This window comes from Mycobacteriales bacterium (assembly GCA_035504215.1).
In the GTDB taxonomy this organism is placed as follows: Bacteria; Actinomycetota; Actinomycetes; order JAFAQI01; family JAFAQI01; genus DATAUK01.
This window is the reverse complement of record DATJSI010000088.1, coordinates 19,082-38,049: the sequence shown is the minus strand read 5'-3', so window position 1 is coordinate 38,049 and position 18,968 is coordinate 19,082. Positions and strand designations below refer to the sequence as shown.

Annotated in this window: 16 protein-coding genes; 3 read left to right on the top strand and 13 right to left on the bottom strand. The window is 70.8% G+C overall.

The window, feature by feature from the left end; genetic code table 11:
- Positions 1-24: 24 nt before the first annotated feature.
- The 9 genes from ftsW to mraZ all read right to left on the bottom strand — a co-directional run bounded on the left by ftsW (position 25) and on the right by mraZ (position 10,720).
- Positions 25-1,281 (bottom strand): putative lipid II flippase FtsW, encoded by a 1,257-nt coding sequence (gene ftsW / locus VME70_11045; protein HTW20735.1) that lies wholly within the window; start codon positions 1,279-1,281, stop codon positions 25-27.
- Positions 1,278-2,642, bottom strand: coding sequence for a UDP-N-acetylmuramoyl-L-alanine--D-glutamate ligase (murD, locus tag VME70_11040; GenBank protein HTW20734.1), 1,365 nt, complete (start codon positions 2,640-2,642; stop codon positions 1,278-1,280). Before murD ends, ftsW begins: the two co-directional genes overlap by 4 nt.
- The gene (gene mraY, locus VME70_11035; protein ID HTW20733.1) at positions 2,639-3,697 is read right to left on the bottom strand and encodes a phospho-N-acetylmuramoyl-pentapeptide-transferase; all 1,059 of its coding nucleotides are present in this window, start codon (positions 3,695-3,697) and stop codon (positions 2,639-2,641) included. Before mraY ends, murD begins: the two co-directional genes overlap by 4 nt.
- Complete coding sequence (gene murF, locus VME70_11030; GenBank protein ID HTW20732.1) at positions 3,694-5,109, bottom strand: UDP-N-acetylmuramoyl-tripeptide--D-alanyl-D-alanine ligase; 1,416 nt, start codon at positions 5,107-5,109, stop codon at positions 3,694-3,696. Before murF ends, mraY begins: the two co-directional genes overlap by 4 nt.
- Positions 5,106-6,626: a UDP-N-acetylmuramoyl-L-alanyl-D-glutamate--2,6-diaminopimelate ligase gene (locus VME70_11025; GenBank protein HTW20731.1), complete on the bottom strand. Its 1,521-nt coding sequence runs from the start codon at positions 6,624-6,626 to the stop codon at positions 5,106-5,108. Before VME70_11025 ends, murF begins: the two co-directional genes overlap by 4 nt.
- Before the next feature lie 22 nt (positions 6,627-6,648).
- Positions 6,649-8,313 (bottom strand): penicillin-binding protein 2, encoded by a 1,665-nt coding sequence (locus VME70_11020; GenBank protein ID HTW20730.1) that lies wholly within the window; start codon positions 8,311-8,313, stop codon positions 6,649-6,651.
- Between the two features lie 199 nt (positions 8,314-8,512).
- Entirely contained in the window at positions 8,513-9,184 is a 672-nt protein-coding gene (locus VME70_11015; protein ID HTW20729.1) for a hypothetical protein, read from the bottom strand.
- Positions 9,181-10,146, bottom strand: coding sequence for a 16S rRNA (cytosine(1402)-N(4))-methyltransferase RsmH (gene rsmH, locus VME70_11010; protein ID HTW20728.1), 966 nt, complete (start codon positions 10,144-10,146; stop codon positions 9,181-9,183). The genes VME70_11015 and rsmH overlap by 4 nt, the downstream gene beginning before the upstream one ends.
- A gap of 145 nt (positions 10,147-10,291) precedes the next feature.
- Positions 10,292-10,720, bottom strand: a complete 429-nt coding sequence (gene mraZ, locus VME70_11005; GenBank protein ID HTW20727.1) for a division/cell wall cluster transcriptional repressor MraZ — start codon at positions 10,718-10,720, stop codon at positions 10,292-10,294.
- Positions 10,721-11,003: 283 nt separating this feature from the next.
- Here mraZ and VME70_11000 point away from each other — a divergent pair, with 283 nt between their 5' ends.
- Genes VME70_11000 through VME70_10990 form a run of 3 tightly spaced genes read left to right on the top strand, consistent with a single transcriptional unit; the run spans position 11,004 to position 15,803 of the window.
- Positions 11,004-11,993 (top strand): MoxR family ATPase, encoded by a 990-nt coding sequence (locus tag VME70_11000; GenBank protein ID HTW20726.1) that lies wholly within the window; start codon positions 11,004-11,006, stop codon positions 11,991-11,993.
- 31 nt (positions 11,994-12,024) lie between these two features.
- Positions 12,025-13,389, top strand: coding sequence for a DUF58 domain-containing protein (locus VME70_10995; protein ID HTW20725.1), 1,365 nt, complete (start codon positions 12,025-12,027; stop codon positions 13,387-13,389).
- On the top strand, positions 13,386-15,803 hold the full coding sequence (locus tag VME70_10990; protein HTW20724.1) for a DUF3488 and transglutaminase-like domain-containing protein: 2,418 nt from the start codon (positions 13,386-13,388) through the stop codon (positions 15,801-15,803). The genes VME70_10995 and VME70_10990 overlap by 4 nt, the downstream gene beginning before the upstream one ends.
- 40 nt (positions 15,804-15,843) lie before the next feature.
- Here the strand turns inward: VME70_10990 and VME70_10985 are convergent, their stop codons facing one another.
- The 4 genes from VME70_10985 to VME70_10970 all read right to left on the bottom strand — a co-directional run bounded on the left by VME70_10985 (position 15,844) and on the right by VME70_10970 (position 18,906).
- A complete protein-coding gene (locus VME70_10985) occupies positions 15,844-16,233 on the bottom strand; it encodes a DUF3040 domain-containing protein (protein ID HTW20723.1) in 390 nt (129 codons plus the stop codon).
- 92 nt (positions 16,234-16,325) lie between these two features.
- Complete coding sequence (dinB, locus tag VME70_10980; protein ID HTW20722.1) at positions 16,326-17,618, bottom strand: DNA polymerase IV; 1,293 nt, start codon at positions 17,616-17,618, stop codon at positions 16,326-16,328.
- Positions 17,615-18,367 (bottom strand): methyltransferase domain-containing protein, encoded by a 753-nt coding sequence (locus VME70_10975; GenBank protein ID HTW20721.1) that lies wholly within the window; start codon positions 18,365-18,367, stop codon positions 17,615-17,617. The genes dinB and VME70_10975 overlap by 4 nt, the downstream gene beginning before the upstream one ends.
- A 47-nt stretch (positions 18,368-18,414) precedes the next feature.
- Positions 18,415-18,906, bottom strand: a complete 492-nt coding sequence (locus VME70_10970; protein HTW20720.1) for an SAV_6107 family HEPN domain-containing protein — start codon at positions 18,904-18,906, stop codon at positions 18,415-18,417.
- Positions 18,907-18,968 lie beyond the last annotated feature (62 nt).

Here is an 18,968-nt window from a genome sequence, read left to right as displayed (position 1 = left end):
CCGTCGCCGTCCGGCGCGCGGCCATCAGCGACTCCAGGCGACCTTGGCACGCCAGGAGCCGCGCGCGGCTTTGCGGGCGGCGAGCGCCTTTGCGGTCGCGGGCTCGCGGCGGGCGAACGAGATCAGCATCCCGATGCCGAACATGGTGGGAACCAACGCGGACCCACCGAAGGAGACGAGGGGAAGCGGGATTCCGGTGATCGGCAGGAGCCCGACCACGGCTCCCATGTTCACCAGCGCTTGCCCCAACAGCCACGCGGTCACGCCGGCGGCCGCGAGCTGGCTGAACCGGTCGGTGCACCGTTGTGCGATCCGGATGCCGGCAAAGCCCAGCAACGCGAACAGTCCGAGCACGAGAAGGGTGCCGAGCAGGCCGAGCTCCTCGCCGATGATGGCGAAGATGTAGTCGGTGTACTGGTTCGGCAGGTAGCCGAACTTCTCCCGGCTGGCACCGAGCCCCAGCCCGAACCAGCCGCCGGAGGACAGTGCATACAGACCTTGGCACGCCTGGTAGCCGATGCTCTGGGCGATCTTCGCCGAGCACGGGTTGCGGAACCCGGTCAACCGCTGCAACCGGTAGGGCTCGGTGACGGCGAGAGCACCCAGTCCCACGCCGAGCCCGACTCCGATGCGCGCGAAGGCCCCCCATGGCGCCCCGGCAGTGAACAGCAACGCCAGCATGACCAGCAACAACACGATCGTGGTGCCCATGTCGGGCTGCTTCATCACGAGCAGGCCCATGGCGAGCGCGACCGGCACGAGCGGGATCAACAGGTGTTTCGTCTTGTCGAGGCTCTTTTCCTTACGCGCCAACAAATCCGCGCCCCACAGGACAAGTGCCAGCTTGGCCGGCTCCGACGGCTGAAGCTGCAGTCCACCGGGCAGGTCGATCCACCGGGTCGCGCCGGACACGTTGACGCCGATCCCGGGAACCAGCACGAGCACGAGCAACGCGAAGGACAGCAGCAACAACGGGTACCCGAGCAGGCGATAGACACGCACCGGAAGCCGCGCACCGAGCCAGAGCGCAGGCAGACCGATGGCCACCCAGACTCCCTGCCGCTCGGCGATCGTGAACGAAGAGCCCGACGATGTGAACGACGTGACGCTCGAGGCCGACAGCACCATGACCAGGCCGAGGCCCAGCAGCAGCGCGGTCGCACCGATGACGAGGTAGTACGACGTCAGCGGCCGGTCCAGGAAGGCCAGCACGAGGGACCGTCGTTGCTCGGCGCGCGCCGGCCGGGCCGGGCGTGCCGAGCCCGAGGCGATCGAGCTCATCGGTTCCGTGCGGCGTCGCGCGCCGCCGCGGCGAACCGATCGCCGCGCTCGGCGTAGTTGCGGAACATGTCCATGCTCGCGGCCGCTGGGGCAAGCACCACCGCGTCTCCCGGCTCGGCCAGCCGGTCCGCGGCGCGCACTGCCTCATTCATCCCATCAGTGTCTGCTGTATCTATCGTCACAACCGGCACATCCGGCGCGTGTCGCTTCAGCGCCTGCGCGATCGTCGCGCGGTCCTGACCCAGCACCACGGCCGCCCGCAGCCGGCCGGCCACACCGGCGACCAGCTCGTCCACCCTTGCCCCCTTGAGCAGACCGCCGGCGATCCACACGACCGAGTCGTAGCCGGCCAGGCTGGCCGCCGCCGCGTGCGGGTTGGTGGCCTTGGAGTCGTCGATCCACCGGACTCCTCCGCCGACCGCGACGAGCTCGTTGCGGTGATGGTCGGGCGCATAGTCGCGAAGCCCGGCTCGTACGGCGGCCGGAGCAACGCCACGAGCCCTGGCAAGCGCCGCTGCAGCAAGGGCGTTCGCGATGTTGTGGCGACCGGAGAGCTGGATGTCCTCCTGCGCGGCAAGGACCGAGCCGTCGGCGTCGATCAGCTCGGACGACCGCACACCGAGCACACCGGGTTGCGGATCATCGAGGGTGAAGCCGATCCGGTGGGTGCAGGCGGCGCTGACCGCCACCGATCCCGCATCGTCGAGGTTCACGACGGCTAACGGGTCGCCGCGAAGAATCTTCGCCTTGTCCGCGGAGTACGCGTCGAACGACCCGTGCCAGTCGGTGTGATCGTCCGCGATGTTGAGCACCGCGGCGGCAGCACAGGTCAGCGTCGATGACCAGTGCAGCTGAAAGCTGGACAGCTCGACGGCAAGAACGTCATACGGCGGATGCTCGAGCACCGCGTCCACGAGTGGCAGTCCGACGTTGCCCGCGGCGACGGTGCGCAGTCCTCCGGCGGACAGGATCGACGCCAGCATCCCGACGGTTGTCGTCTTGCCGTTGGTGCCCGTGACACCGAGCCAGTCGGGCGACCCTTCGGGGCGCAGCCGCCAGGCGAGCTCCGGCTCGCCGATCACCTCGACACCCGCGCCTAGTGCGGCCGCGAGGAGCGGTTGGTCGGGACGCCAGCCGGGTGAGGTGACGACGAGATCGGCATCGACCGCGGTGGTCGCGTCCCCCAGGCGAACCGTCGCGCCGAGCCCTCGTAGTCGATCCGCCTCGCTCTCGACCCGCTCGCCTTCGGCAGCGTCGACGACGACCACATCGGCGCCGTTGCGCAGCAATGCGACGGCCGCCGCGACGCCGGAGATCCCGATGCCGGCAACGGCGACTCGTCGGCCGGCGAAGTCGGTCATGAGTGTGAAAGGAACGCGGCGTAGAACACACCGAGGCCGAACGCGACGAGCAGACCGGCGATGATCCAGAACCGGACCAGGACGGTGATCTCCTCCCAGCCCGCGACCTCGAAGTGATGGTGGAACGGCGCAATCTTGAAGACCCGCCGGCCGAAACCGCGGAACGCGGCGATCTGAATGATCACGGACAGTGCCTCCAACACGAACAACCCACCGAGCAGGAGCAGAAGCAACTCGGTACGCGTCGTGATAGCGATGCCGGCGAACAGCCCACCGAGGGCCAGCGATCCCGTGTCTCCCATGAAGATCTTCGCGGGTGGCGCGTTCCACCACAGGAAACCGAAACAGGCACCCATCGCGGCGGCGGCGATGGTCGTGATGTCGAGCGGGTCGCGCACGACGTAGCAGTTGTGAATCGGGCTGCTGACGCAGTTGTTGCGGAACTGCCAGTAGGCGATGATCACGTACGCACCGAACACCATGCACGATGCCCCGGCCGCGAGGCCGTCGAGCCCATCGGTCAGGTTCACCCCGTTGGACGTCGCCGCGACCACGATGTAGGCCCACACGACGAAACCGACGGTGGTGAAGTCGAGCGAGTAGTCGTGCGTGAAGGACAGGTGGGTGGAGGCGGGCGTCAGCCCGTGGCTGTTGCGGAAGTGGATCACCAGGATTCCGAACACCACCGCCACGACGGCCTGACCGGCGAGCTTTGCGGTCTTCGTCAGCCCGAGACTCCGCTGCTTGCGGATCTTGGTGAAGTCGTCGATGAAGCCGATCATCCCGAGCCCGGTCATGAGACCGAGGACCAGCAGGCCGGTAGCGGTGACGCCGCGCAGAGCGAGCAGGTGGGCGGCGAGATAGCCGAACAGGATCGCGATCATGATGATCGCGCCGCCCATCGTCGGCGTACCCCGCTTCACGTGGTGGCTGGTGGGGCCGTCGTCGCGAATCAGCTGGCCGTAACCCTGCCGACTCAAGAACCGGATCGCACCGGGTGTGGCGAACAACGACACCAGCAACGCGACCAACGCGGCGACGAGAACGGTTCTCATGCCGTTGCCCCCGAACCACGCTCCGCCGCGATCGGCTCGAGCAGCGCCTCGGCGATCCGCCAGTACTGCAGCGCGTTCGACGCCTTGACGAGTACGACGTCGTCGCTGCCGAGCCGGTTTCGGAGCAGCTCGACGGCCGCCTCCGGTTCCGCAACCACGATCGCCTCGCCGCGCCAGCTCGCGACCGACTCTGCCCCAGCCGCGACCGGGTCGGCACCTGGCCCGACGACGACGAGGTGGTCGATGCCCAGCTCTGCTGCGTGCCGCCCGACGTCGGTGTGCAGTGCCTCGCCGTCGGCACCGAGCTCTCTCATCTCGCCGAGCACCGCCCAGCTCGAACCCGCACGATCCTTCGACAGCGTCGACAGCGCATCCAGCGCCGCACGAACCGACTCCGGGTTGGCGTTGTAGGCGTCGTCCACGACGAGCAAACCGTCCGCCCGCGAACCGACCTGCATGCGATGGGCACTCACAGCAGTCAGGCTGTCGAGCGCCTCGCCCACCTCGTCGGGGCCGAGTCCGATCTCCAGCGCCACCGCGGCCGTTGCGGCCGCGTTCATCGCGTGGTGCGCGCCCACGAGCTGCAGCTGGACTGAGATCGAGCCACGCGGGGTCACCAGCCGGAAGGAGGGGCGGGCCTGCGGATCGAGCTGGACCGCGTCGAGTCGCACGTCCGCATCGGCGGAGGTTCCGAACCCGATCACCCGAGCTGCCGTCCGCGAACGCATGCCGCTCACGAGCGGGTCGTCGACGTTGAGCACCGCGACACCGTCAGGAGGCAACGCCTCCACCAGTTCGCCCTTCGCAGCGGCGACGACCTCGCGCGACCCGAACTCACCGAGATGCGCGGTGCCGACGTTGAGTACGACGCCGATCGCCGGCCGCGCGATCCGGCAGAGGTATTCGATGTGCCCCACACCTCTGGCGCTGTACTCCAGCACGAGGTAGCGCGTCGACTCCTCGACGCCGAGCACGGTCAGCGGCAACCCGATCTCGTTGTTCAACGATGCGCGGGGCGCGACGGTCGGGCCGGCGAAGGCCAGCACGCCGGCGAGAAGATCCTTCGTCGAGGTCTTGCCGGACGATCCCGTGACTCCGACGACGGTGCACTGCGACGTACGCCGGAGCACGCCGCCGGCCAGAAAACCGAGCGAGCGCACGGGATCGTCGACCACGATCGACGGTCCGTCGACCGCACGAACGGACAGGGCCGCCACGGCGCCGCGCCGGTAGGCGTCCGCGACGAACTCGTGCCCGTCGACCTGCTCTCCGGGAAGGCACGCGAACAGCGACCCTGCGGTGCACAGTCGCGAGTCGACCACAACCGGCCCGTAGACCTGCACGTCCGGAGCCACGCCGTCGAGGTGACCCCCGGTCAGCGCTGCGACGTCACCGACCGTCATCGCGATCATCGGGACTCCGCCCCGTGCAGGAGCAGGGCATCCCGCAACGCGGTCCGGTCGTCGAACGGCGTGATCACGCCGGCGACCTCCTGCCCTGGCTCATGCCCTTTCCCTGCTATCACGACGACGTCACCGGCACGCGCGTTGACAACCGCCCGGTCGATGGCTCGGCGCCGGTCCGGCTCGACGATGATCTCCCCCCGGTCGTCCGCTCCCTCGACCATCGCCGCGATGATCGCGTCAGGGTCCTCCGACCGCGGGTTGTCGTTGGTGAAGACCGCAAGGTCGGCACCGGTGGCGGCAGCGGCCCCCATCTGTGGGCGCTTGGCCCGGTCGCGGTCGCCGCCGCAGCCGAGCACCACGATCACCCGTCCCGTCCCGGCCAGCCCGCGCGCCGCCTCGAGCGCGGCGGCTACCGCCTCCGGAGTATGCGCATAGTCCACGAGTGCCAGGAAGTCCTGGCCGGCATCGACCGGCTCCATCCGGCCGGGAACCGCGGCGAGCGCACCGATGCCCTTCAGCGCCGCCGGGCCGTCGACGCCCGCGCGGACCAAGGAGACGTAGGCGAGTGCGGCGTTGGACAAATTGACCGCGCCGAGCAGCCGGCAGGTCACCTGGTGCCGCGCACCGTCGGGATCGATCACCGTGGTGTGCCCGATGCCGCCTCGCCCCTCGACGTCGTCCACCCGGCGCCAGTCGGCATCGACCGGGACACCGGTCGTCGCGACCGGGACGGTCGCCTGCCCGGCCAACCGTCGACCCCATTCGTCGTCGATGCACACCACGCCGCGCTTGGCTCGCTCCGGGGTGAACAGCACCGCCTTTGCGCCGAAGTAGGACTCCATGTCGCCGTGGAAGTCGAGGTGGTCCTGCGAGAGATTCGTGAACGAGGCGACGTCGAAGACGATGCCGTCGACGCGCCCGAGCGCGAGCGCGTGGCTGGACACTTCCATCGCAACCGCGTCGACGCCACTCTCCCGCATCACCGCGAACAGGGCGTGCAGGTCGGTCGCCTCCGGAGTGGTCCGGACGCTCGCAACGGTCGAGTTGCCGACCCGGGTCTCGATCGTGCCCAGCAAGCCGGTCGTGTGGCCGGCCGCGCGCAGCCCTGACTCCACGAGGTACGCCGTCGTCGTCTTGCCGTTCGTGCCCGTGACGCCGACCAGCAACAGCTCCCGCGCCGGGTCACCGTAGGCCCAGGCCGACGCCGCACCCATCGCCGCCGCGACGTCGTCGACGACGACCGCCGGCAACCCCGCCGCCTGAGCGGCGGGCACCGACGGCGGATCGGTGAGCACGGCGACCGCGCCCGCCGACGCTGCCGCCGTGACGTGCTCGATGCCATGAGTCCGGGCGCCGGCCCGGGCGACGTACAGGTCGCCGGGCTGCACCGCGCGGGAGTCGTGGGTGATGCCGGTCACCAGCACCGAGCCGTCGCCCTCCAGCCGGGCGCCGGGCAACCGGGCGAGCAGCGCGTCGAGCCGGTGCGGCAGCACGGACTGCGGGCGCGCAGAGAGGTCAGGCATCGCGAGGCACGCTACCCAAACCTCACCAGGTGAGCTTGGCCCTGGGAGGCTTCGTGAAGGTCGGCGCGATCTTCAGCGTCCGCAGCGCGAAGCTCATGACGTCGTGGAAGATCGGAGCTGCGACCGCACCGCCGTAGTGGTTGTGCAGCGGCCGGTCGAGGACGACCTCGCACACCAGCTGGGGTTTGTCGGCGGGGACCATGCCCACGAAGGTCGCGGTGTAGCCCGCGCCCGAGTAGCCACCGTGGCCGTTGTAGCGGTTGGCGGTGCCGGTCTTGCCCGCAACCCAGTAACCCTTGATCCGCGCGGCCGGAGCCGTGCCCTGGTCGGAGGTGACGGACTCGAGCATGTTGCGAAGCTCGGTCGCGACCTTCACGCTGATCACCCGGTGCCGTGCGGGCGCAGGGGCAGGAACGAACGGGTGCCCCGGGTCGTCGGTGCCCTCGACGATGTTGGGCGTCACGCGCACGCCGTTGTTGGCGATCGTCGAGTAGACGCTGGCCACCTGCATTGCGGTGACGTCGATGCCCTGGCCGAACGACATGGTCGCGAGGGTGGTGCCCGACCAGGCGGATCGCGGCGGCAGCAAACCGGCACTCTCGGCCGGCAGCCCGACACCCGTCGGCTTCCCGAACCCATAAGCGTGCAGGTAGTAGTCGAACCGCTGCGGCCCGAGGCGCTGCGCAACCTTGATCGCCCCGATGTTGCTGGACTTCGCGAGGATGCCGGTGAGGGTGAGGTGTTCGGTGCCGTGGTACTCGGCATCGTGGAACGGCGTCCCGGCGACGTCGTAGGAGTTCGGGATGACGAACCGCGAGTTCGGGGTGACCAGACCGTCCTCGAGGGCAGCCGACATCGTGATGACCTTGTTCACGCTGCCCGGCTCGAACGGAACGCTCACCGCGGGGTCGCCGAGGTCACTGTTTCGCGCCTTCGCAAGGTGGTTCGGGTTGAAGGTCGGAGCGGTGGCAAGCGCGAGGATCTGCCCGTTGCGCGGGTTCATCACGATGACCGTGCCGGACAGCGACTTGGTGATCTTGACCTGCTTGTCGATCTGCTGCTGCGCCTCGTACTGGATGTCGCGCTGCAAGGTCAGCCTGATCGTCGAGCCGGGTACGGCGGGCGTGTCCTCCGTCTCGCCGTCCGGAATCGGCTGGCCGTCCGCTCCGACCTGGTAGCTCTCCGACCCGTTGCGCCCGGCGAGTGCCCGCTGGTAGCTGTACTCCAGACCGCCGGCGCCCTGCCCGTTAGCGCCGACGAAGCCGATCACGTTGGCGCCGAGCGAACCGTCGGGGTAGATCCGGCGAGTGGTGTCGGTGGTCGTGATACCCGGCAGCTTCAGGGCGAGCACGGCGTCGCCGACCGACGGCGAGACCGGCGTGCGCGTGAGCAACGCGTACTCGCTGTGCGCACTGAGCTCCTGGTAAAGCCTCAACGCCTTGACGTTGAGCAGCGGCGCGAGCTGCCCCGCCACGCCGAGCGGGTCGGAGATCTGCTCGGGATCGGCGACGACATCGCGCGCGTCGACGCTCGCGGCGAGCACGTCTCCCGCACGATCGGTGATGGATCCGCGAGTCGCCGTAAGGGTCAGGCTCTGCAGCTGCTGGTCCAGTGCGGAGGCGGCGTACGTCGAGCGGTCCACACCTTGAAGCTGCAGCAACCGCCCGCCGATCAGGGACAGCACCATCAGCGTGATGATGAGGACGACCTGCAGGCGTTGCCGAGGACTCGGTCGCCGCCGCGACGGGCGTCGGGCCGGCGGGCGCGGTGGTGGGGGTGGTCGGCGGACCGCACCCCGTGGTCGGGGCGGTGCGGTGGCAGTCACCACCACAGCCTGCCGTGCGACGACGTACGAGCCCCGCTGCCGCGCCGAGACACCGCCGCGCTCACCGGGAGTGGTGGTGGTGCGTGGGCCCCGACGGTTGCTTCGACGAGGTCGGGGCCGGCGAGCTGCCGGTCTTCGTCGCCTGCTTGCCCGTACCGGACTGCTTGCCCGGCGCTGACTGCTTGGTGCCGGAGGCCGACTGCTTGGTGCCGGAGGCGGACTGCTTGGTGCCGGAGGCCGAGCCGGGCAGGCCGGAGCCGACGATGGTCGGCGGCGCGACGTACACCGGTGTCTGGATGCCGACCGCGCGACCGTCCGGACGCCGGTGGAAGGACGTGATCGCGCTCGGCACCATGCCCAGCGCCTTCGCTCGCGCCTGCAGCACCGTCGGCGAGGAGTCGGCCGCAACCGTCTGCTGCTGTTCCTGCACCTCGTCGGTCAGGGCGGCCACCCGCTGCTGGAGCGCGGTCACCCGGAACCCGTCCTGGGCAGCCATCATGTGCAGCAGAAGGACGGCGACCAGGCCGCCGACGAGCAGCGCACCGACGAGGGCGAGGAACGCGATCCGCCCGGCGGTCGCTCCTTGCCTGGTCGCGACGACGAACCGCGGCCGTGGCCGGGCGGCGACCGGCCGCGGCCGCGGTGCCGGATGGATCTGCAGAGCCTCCGGCAGGTCGAGTACGGCGGCGCGCGCACCCATGACCGAGCGGCGCAGCGGTGCGGCGGCGCTCATGCCGCGTCCCTGATCCGCTCGACCGCGCGCAGCCGCGCCGATGCGGCGCGCGGGTTGTCCGCGATCTCGGCGGCGCCGGGGACCTCCGCGCCGCGGGTCAGCAGGCGAAGCGTCGGCCGGGCGTCGTCCGGAATGACCGGAAGATCGGGAGGCGCCGAGGCGGTCGCGCCCGCGACAAACGTCCGCTTGACGATCCGATCCTCGAGGGAGTGGTAGGCCAGCACGACCAGCCGGCCACCCAGCCGCAGCGCGGTGATCGCGGCGGGGAGCGCCCGTTCCAGTGCACCGAGCTCGTCGTTGACCTCGATGCGCAATGCCTGGAACGTGCGCTTCGCCGGGTTGCCCCCGGTCCTGCGGGTCGCGGCGGGGACCGCATCCCGCACCAGCTCGGCCAGCCGCCGCGACGATGTCAACGGCCGGATCGCGCGCTCCTTGTCGATGGCGAGCGCGATCCGTCGAGCGAATCGTTCCTCGCCGTACTCCCGAAGGACCCGAGCCAGCTCCTCGACCGGGTAGGTGTTGACGACGTCCGCCGCGCTGTGGCCCCGGCTGGAGTCCATGCGCATGTCGAGTCCGGTATCCCGCGAGTAGGAAAAGCCGCGCTCGTCTTCGTCGAGCTGCAGCGACGAGACGCCGAGGTCGAACAGCACGCCGTCGACGCGCGGGGTGCCGGCCGCGGCGAGGATGTCGGCAAGCGAGTCGTAGACGCCGTGCACGAGGGTGACCCGGTCCCGATGCGCGGCGAGGCGCGCACGGCTGCGGGCGAGCGCATCGGCGTCCCGGTCGATCCCGATCAGCCGCAGATCGGGATGGCGGGCGAGCAGGGCGGCGGCGTGCCCACCGAGCCCGACGGTGGCGTCGACGAGGATCGCGGAGCGGGCGCTTGCCACCGGGTCGAGCAGGGCGAGAACTCGGTCGAGCATGACCGGCACATGGCGCGGGTTTCGGCCGTCCTCGGTCATCTCGGTGAGGCCCTCCGGAGCGTGGTGCTGGATGTGCGGCCGGGTCCCCTCCGCCACACCTGGCGCCGGGGAAGTGGCGTCAGGGGCCGCGGGCGGGGGCCGGGCCGCACATACGAATCGGACTGACAACGGCGTGCGATCGGGGTCAGAAGATGCCGGGCACCTCCTCGGACAGGCTCGAGAACGGCTCTTCCTGGCTGGCTTCGTACGCCGACCAGGTCGTCGAGTCCCAGATCTCCAGATGGGTGTTCATGCCGACGACCGCGCAGTCGCGGTCGAGGCCGGCGTACTGGCGCAGCGGCGCCGGGACCATCACCCGGCCCTGCCGGTCGGGCACCTCGTCATGGGCGCCGGCGAAGATCATCCGCTGGTAGTCGCGGGTGCTCTTGGTCGTGAGCGGTGCGTCGCGCAGCCGCTCGGTGATCCGGGTGAACTCGGCGATCGGGAAGACCCGAAGGCAGCGCTCCTGCCCCTTGGTGATCACGAGCCCACCGGCCAGGCCTTCGCGGAACTTTGCCGGCAGGAACAGCCGGCCTTTGTCATCCAGGCGGGGCGTGTAGGTGCCGAGGAACATGCCTCGCCTCCCCACTTCGCCCCGAACCGCCGCGGTGATGCGGGCCACTGCCCCACATCACTCCCCATAGCGCGCCACCGTACTCCACTTTGCTCCCCTGTCAACCATTTCGCCACGGTCTCACCCAACCGGGCGAGCGGATCCACCGTCGTCGCTGTTGCCGGCCCGTCACCCAGGCGTTATCTGTTGAGCCAAGACGGACTCGCGAACGAGATGTAAAACTGATCAGCACGTGTTTGCAGCCACCGTCGGGCCGTCGGCCCGCCTCGAGGAGGTCCCGCCAGTGACCCCGCACTCCGCGACCCCGGAACTGGAGCTCAAGGCGGTCGCCACCGCCGCTGCGCGCATCGCCGACGCCGTCGACACGGTGATCGAGGGCAAGAGCGCCGAGGTCAAGCTGGCCGTCACCGTGCTGCTCGCCGAGGGGCACCTGCTGGTCGAGGACGTGCCGGGCGTCGGCAAGACGATGCTCGCCAAGGCGCTCGCCCGCTCGATCGATTGTTCGGTACGCCGGGTGCAGTTCACCCCCGACCTGCTGCCGAGCGACATCACCGGCGTATCGGTCTACAACCAGATCAACCGTGACTTCGAGTTCAAGCCCGGCGCGATCTTCGCGAACATCGTCGTCGGTGACGAGATCAACCGGGCGTCCCCCAAGACCCAGTCGGCGCTGCTCGAGTGCATGGAAGAGCGCCAGGTGACCGTTGACGGCATCACCTACCCGCTCGAGGCGCCGTTCATGGTCATCGCCACCCAGAACCCGGTGGAGATGGAAGGCACCTACCCGCTGCCCGAGGCCCAGCGCGACCGGTTCACCGCACGAATCGCGCTCGGCTATCCGTCCGCCGAGGCCGAGCTGTTGATGATCGACACCCACGGCGTGCGCTCGCCGCTCGACGACCTCGAGCCGGTCTCGGACCGAGTCGAGGTGGCGCGGCTGATCAGCGCGGTCCGGACCGTTCACGTCGCCGAGGGCGTCCGCCGCTACGCCGTCGACATCGTGACCGCATCGCGCACCCACCCCGATCTGCGGCTCGGCGCCTCACCCCGGGCGACGCTGCACCTGCTCCGCGCGGGGCGCGCGACCGCCGCGCTCGACGACCGCGACTACGTCACCCCGGACGACCTGCAGGGGTTGGCGGACAGCGTGCTGTCGCACCGCCTGCTGCTCTCGGCCGAGGCTCAGATCGCCCGTCGTACGACGTCGGCCGTGGTCGCCGACATCATCGCGAGCGTTCCGGTACCGGCGCGGGCCAGCCGCCGACCCGCCTAGGACGGGACCTCGACGTGAGCCGACCCGCCTGATGCCGAACCTGATCGGCGGCCTGCTGCGTCCGCTCACCATGCGCGGGCGGTGCGTGCTGGCCGGCGGCGTGACCGCGTTGATCGCCAGCATCGTGCTGCACGAACGCGACCTGCTGCGGGTCGCGATCCTCCTCGTGGCTGCGCCCGTGGTCGCGGTCGCGATGGCGGCCCGGACCCGGTTCCGGCTCACCTGCTCGAGGCGGCTCGACCCCGCGCGCGTCCCGATCGGCGACCGCGCCCGGGTCGTCCTGCGGATCGAGAACATCTCCCGGCTGCCGACCGGGCTGCTGTTGATCGAGGACACCATCCCCTACCTGCTCGGTGGGCGGCCGCGGGTGGTGCTCGACCGGCTGGCGCCCCGTCGCCCGATCGATGTCGGCTACCACGTGAGCGGCGAGCTGCGCGGGCGTTACCGGGTCGGGCCGCTCACCGTCCGGCTGATGGACCCGTTCGGCCTGTGCGAGCTCCCCCGTGCCTTCGCGACCACCGACACCCTTGTAGTCACGCCGCACGTCGTCACGTTGCCCACGGTGGCGCTCAGCGGCGAGTGGGGCGGCGCGGGGCACAGCACGGCCCGGTCGGTTGCGACCTACGGCGACGACGACGTGGCGACCCGGGAGTACCGCCACGGAGACGACCTGCGAAGGATCCACTGGCGGACAACGGCTCGGCGCGGCGAGCTCACGGTGCGCCGTGAGGAACAGCCGTGGCAGAGCCGCGGAGCAGTCCTTCTCGACACCCGCGCAGCGGCCCATCGAGGCGACGGGCCGGCCTCCTCGCTCGAATGGGCCGTGTCCGCGGCGGCGTCGATCAGCCTGCATCTCGCCCGTACCGGATTCGAGGTCCGGCTCATCACCGACACCGGCGAGGAAGTGTCCTCCGCCGGCCTGAGTGGCGCGTCCTTCGACGGAACGGTGTTGGACGCCCTGGCAGTCGTCGGCAGCTCGGCCGGCCGCGGCCTGCACACCGGCATGGCGACGGTTCGCCGGCAGGGTACGGAAGGTCTGCTGGTCGCCGTGGTCGGAACGTTGAGCGCCGAGGACGCCGACAACCTCGCCCGGATGCGTAGCGGCGCCGCGACCGTCGGGATCGTGTTCGTTCTCGACGCCGACACCTGGATCACCCAGTCACCGGCCGCCGCCGAGGCGAGTGCGGCCGCGCACCGGAAAGCCTGCGAGCTGCTGACGCTCTCCGGCTGGCGCACGATCGATGTCCGGCGCGGTGACTCGCTCGCGCAGCTTTGGCCACAGGCCGGCCGCGGATCGGTCGAGGCGTTCTCAAACCGGATCGCCACCGCCACCGCCACCGCCACCGCCGCCGTCGCCGGTTCGAGCGGGCCGGACCAGCCGTGGGACGCGGCATGAACACCCAGCTACGACTGACGGCGTACGCCGCACTCGCCACCATCGCGACCGCGAGCAGCTTCCTTTCGGTGTTCAAGAGCACCGCGTGGGTGGTGCCGGTGATGGGCGCGATCGTCCTGGTTGCGGCCAGCTGCGCGCTGATCCGATCCTCGCCACTGCCGTCGGCGCTCGAGCCGATCCTTTCCGCGATCGCGATCCTTTGCTGGGTCACGCTGCTGTTCGCCCGCTCCAAGGCACACTTCGGCTTCATCCCGGGACGGCTCGCGCTGCGGCATCTCGGGCATACGGCGCGGCACGGCTTCACGGAGGTCCAGAAGCTGCCGACCCCTGCGCCGGCGCATCACGGCTTGGTGCTGCTCACCGTCGTCGGGGTGGCCGCGGTAGCCCTCGTCGTGGACCTGATGACCGTCACGCTGCGCCGGGCGGCGCTTGCCGGCCTGCCGCTGCTGGCACTGTTCACCGTCTGCGCCGCCACCGGACATCACGGCGTCGGCCTGCTCCCCTTCGTTCTCGCATCCACCGGCTATCTGTGGCTGCTGTTCGCCGACAACCGCGAGAAAGTCGCGCGGTGGGGGGCCGCGGTGGGCACCGGCAGCCGGGCACGACCGGCGTCGGCCTGGTCGACCGACGCTTCGTCAGCACCTGCGCCGGCCACCCTGGGTCGGCGGGTGGGTGCCGCGGCGATCGGCCTGGGTGTCGTGATCCCGCTGTTCATCCCCGGCCTGCACACCGGGATCGACAAGCACGGCACCGGCACCGGGGGAAGCGGCAGCGGCGGCGGCAGCCAGGTCGTGCTGAACCCGATCGTCTCCGTCGCCGACGACCTGACCAACCACTCCAACGAGCCGCTGATCAGCTACCGGTCGTCGTCGAACGATCCGGCGTACCTCCGCCTCACGTCGCTCGACCTGTTCAACGGCGTCACGTTCTCCGCCCGGACCCTGCAGGCGTCATCGCGTGCGACGGTGAGCGAGAACCTTCCGGTGGCCCCTCCGTCCGGGCCGATCGTCTCGACCCAGATCAGCATCTCGACCAGCCTGGAGAAACTGCACTGGTTGCCGGCACCCGCGACCACCCTCGGCATCAGCGTCGGCAACGCCTGGCGGTACGACCCCGGCTCGCAGACGATCTTCTCCGCCACGGCGACCGGTGGCGGACTCCGGTACACCACCCGCAGCGTGGCCAACGACCCGACCGCCGCCGAGCTTGCGTCGGCACCGGCGGCGAGCAAGGCCGAGGATGCCGACCTGGCGGTGCCCGCCCACCTCTCGCCGCAGGTTCGCAGCCTCACCAGGCGTGTGACGGCGCACGCGAACAACGCCTACGAGGCAGCGGTCGACATCGAGAACTTCTTCACCAAGGGCGGGCGCTTCACCTACAGCACGAACATCCCGGCGGACAACAGCCCCAACGCGCTGGCCGACTTCCTGCTTCGCACCCGGACCGGTTTCTGCCAGCAGTTCGCTACCGGGATGGCGGTGATGGCCCGGCTGTCCGGCATCCCCTCCCGGGTCGCGGTGGGCTTCACCCGCGGCACGCAGCAGAGAGACGGCTCGTGGCTCGTGACGACACACGACGCCCACGCCTGGCCGGAGTTGTACTTCCAGGGCTTCGGGTGGCTGCCGTTCGAGCCGACCCCCCGCGGTGACGGTCAGGCGGTCACCCCGTCCTATGCCCGGAACGCCCCGACCCAGCCGAGCACGGGTGGTGGCGGGCCGTCACCGACCCCCTCGACCGGCAGGGGCAAGGTCCCCTCGGCACTGAGCCAGTACGGCCACGTCGGCGCGGGCGGTGCCGCGGCCGGCAACCTCGGTGGCGGCTCGAACTCCACAGGCAGCAGCAGCGGCGGCAGCATCGGCGGGCTGGTTGCGCTGATCGTCGTGCTCGTCCTCGTCCTGCTGCTCGTCGCGCCGGCGCTCGCGCGGGCGGTTGCCCGCCGGCGGCGGTGGCGGCGCTTGACCGATCCCAGGCAGGCCCCCGAGGCGGCGTGGGCGGAGCTTCGTGACACCGCGATCGACCTGCGGCTGCCGTGGGACGACGGGCTGACACCCCGGCAGACCGCGGCTGCGCTGAGCACCGCGCTGGCCCGCGACGAGCGAGCGACCGCGGCGCTGCGGCGGGTCGCACGGTGCGAGGAACACGCGAGGTACGCCGCGACGCCCGCGACCGGGGTCGAGGAACTACGCGCCGACGTCGAGATCGTGCGCGTCGCCAGCGCCGCCGGTAAGGGCACGGCGACCCGCCTGATGGCGATGGCGCTGCCGCGGTCCGTGCTGCTCGAGGTCCGCCACGCGCTCAGCCGGCTCGGCGTGATTCTCGACGTCATCGACCGGGCCTGGGCGGCCACGGCCCGAGCCTTGCACACGTCGTCATGGCGCCGAAGCGACCATTCCCTCGCGAGCGCCCGAAGCTAACCGGGGCGCACTGCCCGACCGGCAGCAGTCGTCCGTCGGTCTACTGGTCGTCCTGCCGCCGCTGCCAGCGGTCTTCGAGCCGCCGCACGATCGACCGTCGGGGTGCCCGGTCGGCGGTCCGCCGGCCGGGCGCAGCGTCCGGTGCGGTCTTGCGATGCCCGGTCATCCGCTGCCACGATGCGACGCCGAAGGACACCGCGGCCAGCATCACGACGAAGCCCGCAACTCCCAGTGGCACCAGCGGGATGATGACGCCGGCGAGCAGCAGCCCGAGACCGACGACCAATCCGATTGCGGCCCGGATCACCCGCCGCCGGTAGTGGCTACGGATGTTCCTGCCCTGGTAGATGCTCGCGAACTTCGGGTCCTCGGCATACAGCGCCTGCTCGATCTGGTCGAGCAACCGTTGCTCGTGCTCAGACAGCGGCACGACGCCTCCTAGGACACCTCACACCCGCAGCGCCAGACGCCACCCGCGAAGGCGACGTGCTGTTCAGGATACGTTCGTTTGCCACGGCTGGACTACCTGGATCCAAAGTTGGCACGCGCGGCTTGACCGTCCGGTTCGCCGTCCGCGGCGCGGTCCCGAACCGGTTGCGGCCGGACGAGTGCGGCCGGGCGGACCGCACCCGATCCGAACCTCGCGACGGCCTGGTCCATGGCCGCCTCGGCCGCGCGCCACTCGTCGTCCGCGCCGGACAGGTCGAGCTGGTGCGGCGTCGCGGCGGCGGTCGCCAGGCCTTCGATCCGCACTCCTATCAGGCGGATCAGCGCACCGCGTCGGTCGAGTACGTCGAACAACCCGCGGGCGGTGTCGTAGATCACCCGCGCGACGTCGGTCGGCTCGGACAAGGTCCGCGACCGCGTGATGGTCCGGAAGTCCGCGAACCGCACCTTGATGCTGACCGTGCGACCGACCTGGCCGGTTGCGCGCAACCGCGCCGCACCGCGCTCGGAGAGCCGAAGCAGCTCGCGATGAATGGTCGGCGCATCCCCGACATCGGCGCCGAAGGTCTCCTCCGATCCGATGCTGCGCTCCGGCTCGTTCGGAGTGACCGAGCGTTCGTCGCGACCCCACGCCAACGCGTGCAGGTGCGCACCCGCCGCGGGACCGAGAGCCGACACCAACGTGGACTCCGGCGTCTGCGCGATGTCCCCGATGCATCGAAGGCCGAGCCGCTGCAGGACCTCCTCGGTGCGCTCCCCCACGCCCCAGAGCGCTCCGATCGGCAACGGATGCAAGAACTGCAACACCGCCTCGCCAGGGACAACGAGCATGCCGTTGGGCTTTGCCTGTGATGAGGCGAGCTTGGCGATGAACTTCGTCGTCGCAACTCCAACCGAGCACGGAAGCCGCTGCTCGTCGGCGACTCGAGCCCGGATCATGGCAGCGATCGTGCCCGGACTTCCCAGCCGTCGAACCGCTCCCCCGACGTCGAGAAAGGCCTCGTCGAGGGACAGCGGTTCGACGATCGGGGTGATCGACCGGAAGATGTCCATCACCGCCCGCGACGCGTGTTCGTACGCGCCGCGGGTGGGCTCGATGATCACCAGTGCGGGACACAGCCGGCGCGCGCGGGCCATCGGCATCGCGCTGTGAATGCCGTACTCGCGCGCCTCGTAAGTGGCCGCGAGAACCACGGAGCGGCCCCCTTTGCCGCCGACGACCAGGGGGCGGCCCCGCAGGTCCGGGCGCTCGCGCAGCTCGACGCTCGCGAAGAACGCGTCCATGTCGGCGTGCAGCACCGTGCAGCCGGTGTCGTCGCCCGGCAGCGCGGGCCGGCTGCGGCCGCGTTCGAGCTGACGCCGGCTCACGGCGCTTCGGCGAGCACGTGCAGCATCGTCGCGATCGCGGTGAAGGCCGGATCGTCGGATGCGGCCTGTTCCAGCGCGAGGAGGTCGTCAAGAGCCCGCGGGTCGACGTCCAGCAACGACGCGGGCGCCATGTCGGCGAAGACCCGCACGCCGTGCGCGGACCGGCAACGCAGCCCGCTTCCCGTGATCAGCCCTTCCAGCTCGAGCAGCGAGAACCGGCGCAGCAAGGGATCTCCGGCGCCCGCCGAGCCACCGCTGTCGGCGAGCAGGCGGCGGGCCTCAGCCAGCCGCCCGGCGGCGACCCGTGCGACGACCGCGGCCACCCGGTTGGCGGCGAGGATGCTGGCGATCCCACCCGGACGGAGTACGGCGGCGATCGAGCCGAGCGCCTCGGCGGGGTCGTCGACGACCTCGAGAACGCTGTGACAGACGACCGCGTCGACACTGTCGGCGCCGAGCAGCTCGACCACGGTGTGGGCGTCGCCCTGGATCCCCTCGATCAAGTGCGCGGTCCCCGTCTCGGCCGCCCGGCGGGCCAACGTCGCCAGCGCGTTCGGACTGGGGTCGACGACGACTACCGGATGACCGAGCTCGGCGAGTGGCACCGCGAATCCACCCGAGCCGCCGCCGATGTCCAGAACCCGGGCCGAGTCAGAGCCGGCGACGAGTCCGGCGAGCGCATCGCGAAGGATCTCCCACACCACCACGGTCCGCACCGCGCTTCGCGGTCGCGTCTCCCCGGACGGCATGCGACGAGCCTATTGGCCGGCTCGGACGCGGGGAACCCGGCGGCTGCTCACGACCGGGTCGAGGCCACGCTCGCCGGCGGTCCGTACGGTTCGAGCGGCGCCGGCATCCCGAGCGTCGTCTCGACGACCGCGATGAACGCCCGCACGTCGGCGACCAGCCGGTCCGCCTGCGCTGCGGTGACGGCGTCGCGCTGGCCGGCCTCGGCGGCGGCCCGGCGGCCGGCGCCGGCGGCGAACGCGTCCGCCCACGGGCGCAGCTGCGGGGCCACGTCCGGCAACAGCAACCAGGCGCTGGTCGGGCGCCGGCGGCGACCACCCGCAGCCGGCTCGGTCCGCGCCGCCAGAACCGCGGCCGCCGCCCGCAGCGCCGCCAGGTGCGCGCCGGCGTACCGCTCGAGCGGGCTGCTCGCCGCTGCCGCCTCCGCGAGCAGCTGGTGCGCGGTGTGCACCAAGCGCAAGGATTCGGGCGCGGCTCGATGCCGCACCGGGCGGCGAGCAGGCAACCCGGCCCCGTGCGTGGTCAGCGTCCTGACCGTCATGCCTCGAACATACGTTCGATGCCACCCGGCGTCAAGCACCCACGCGCGGGAGTCGCCCTGCG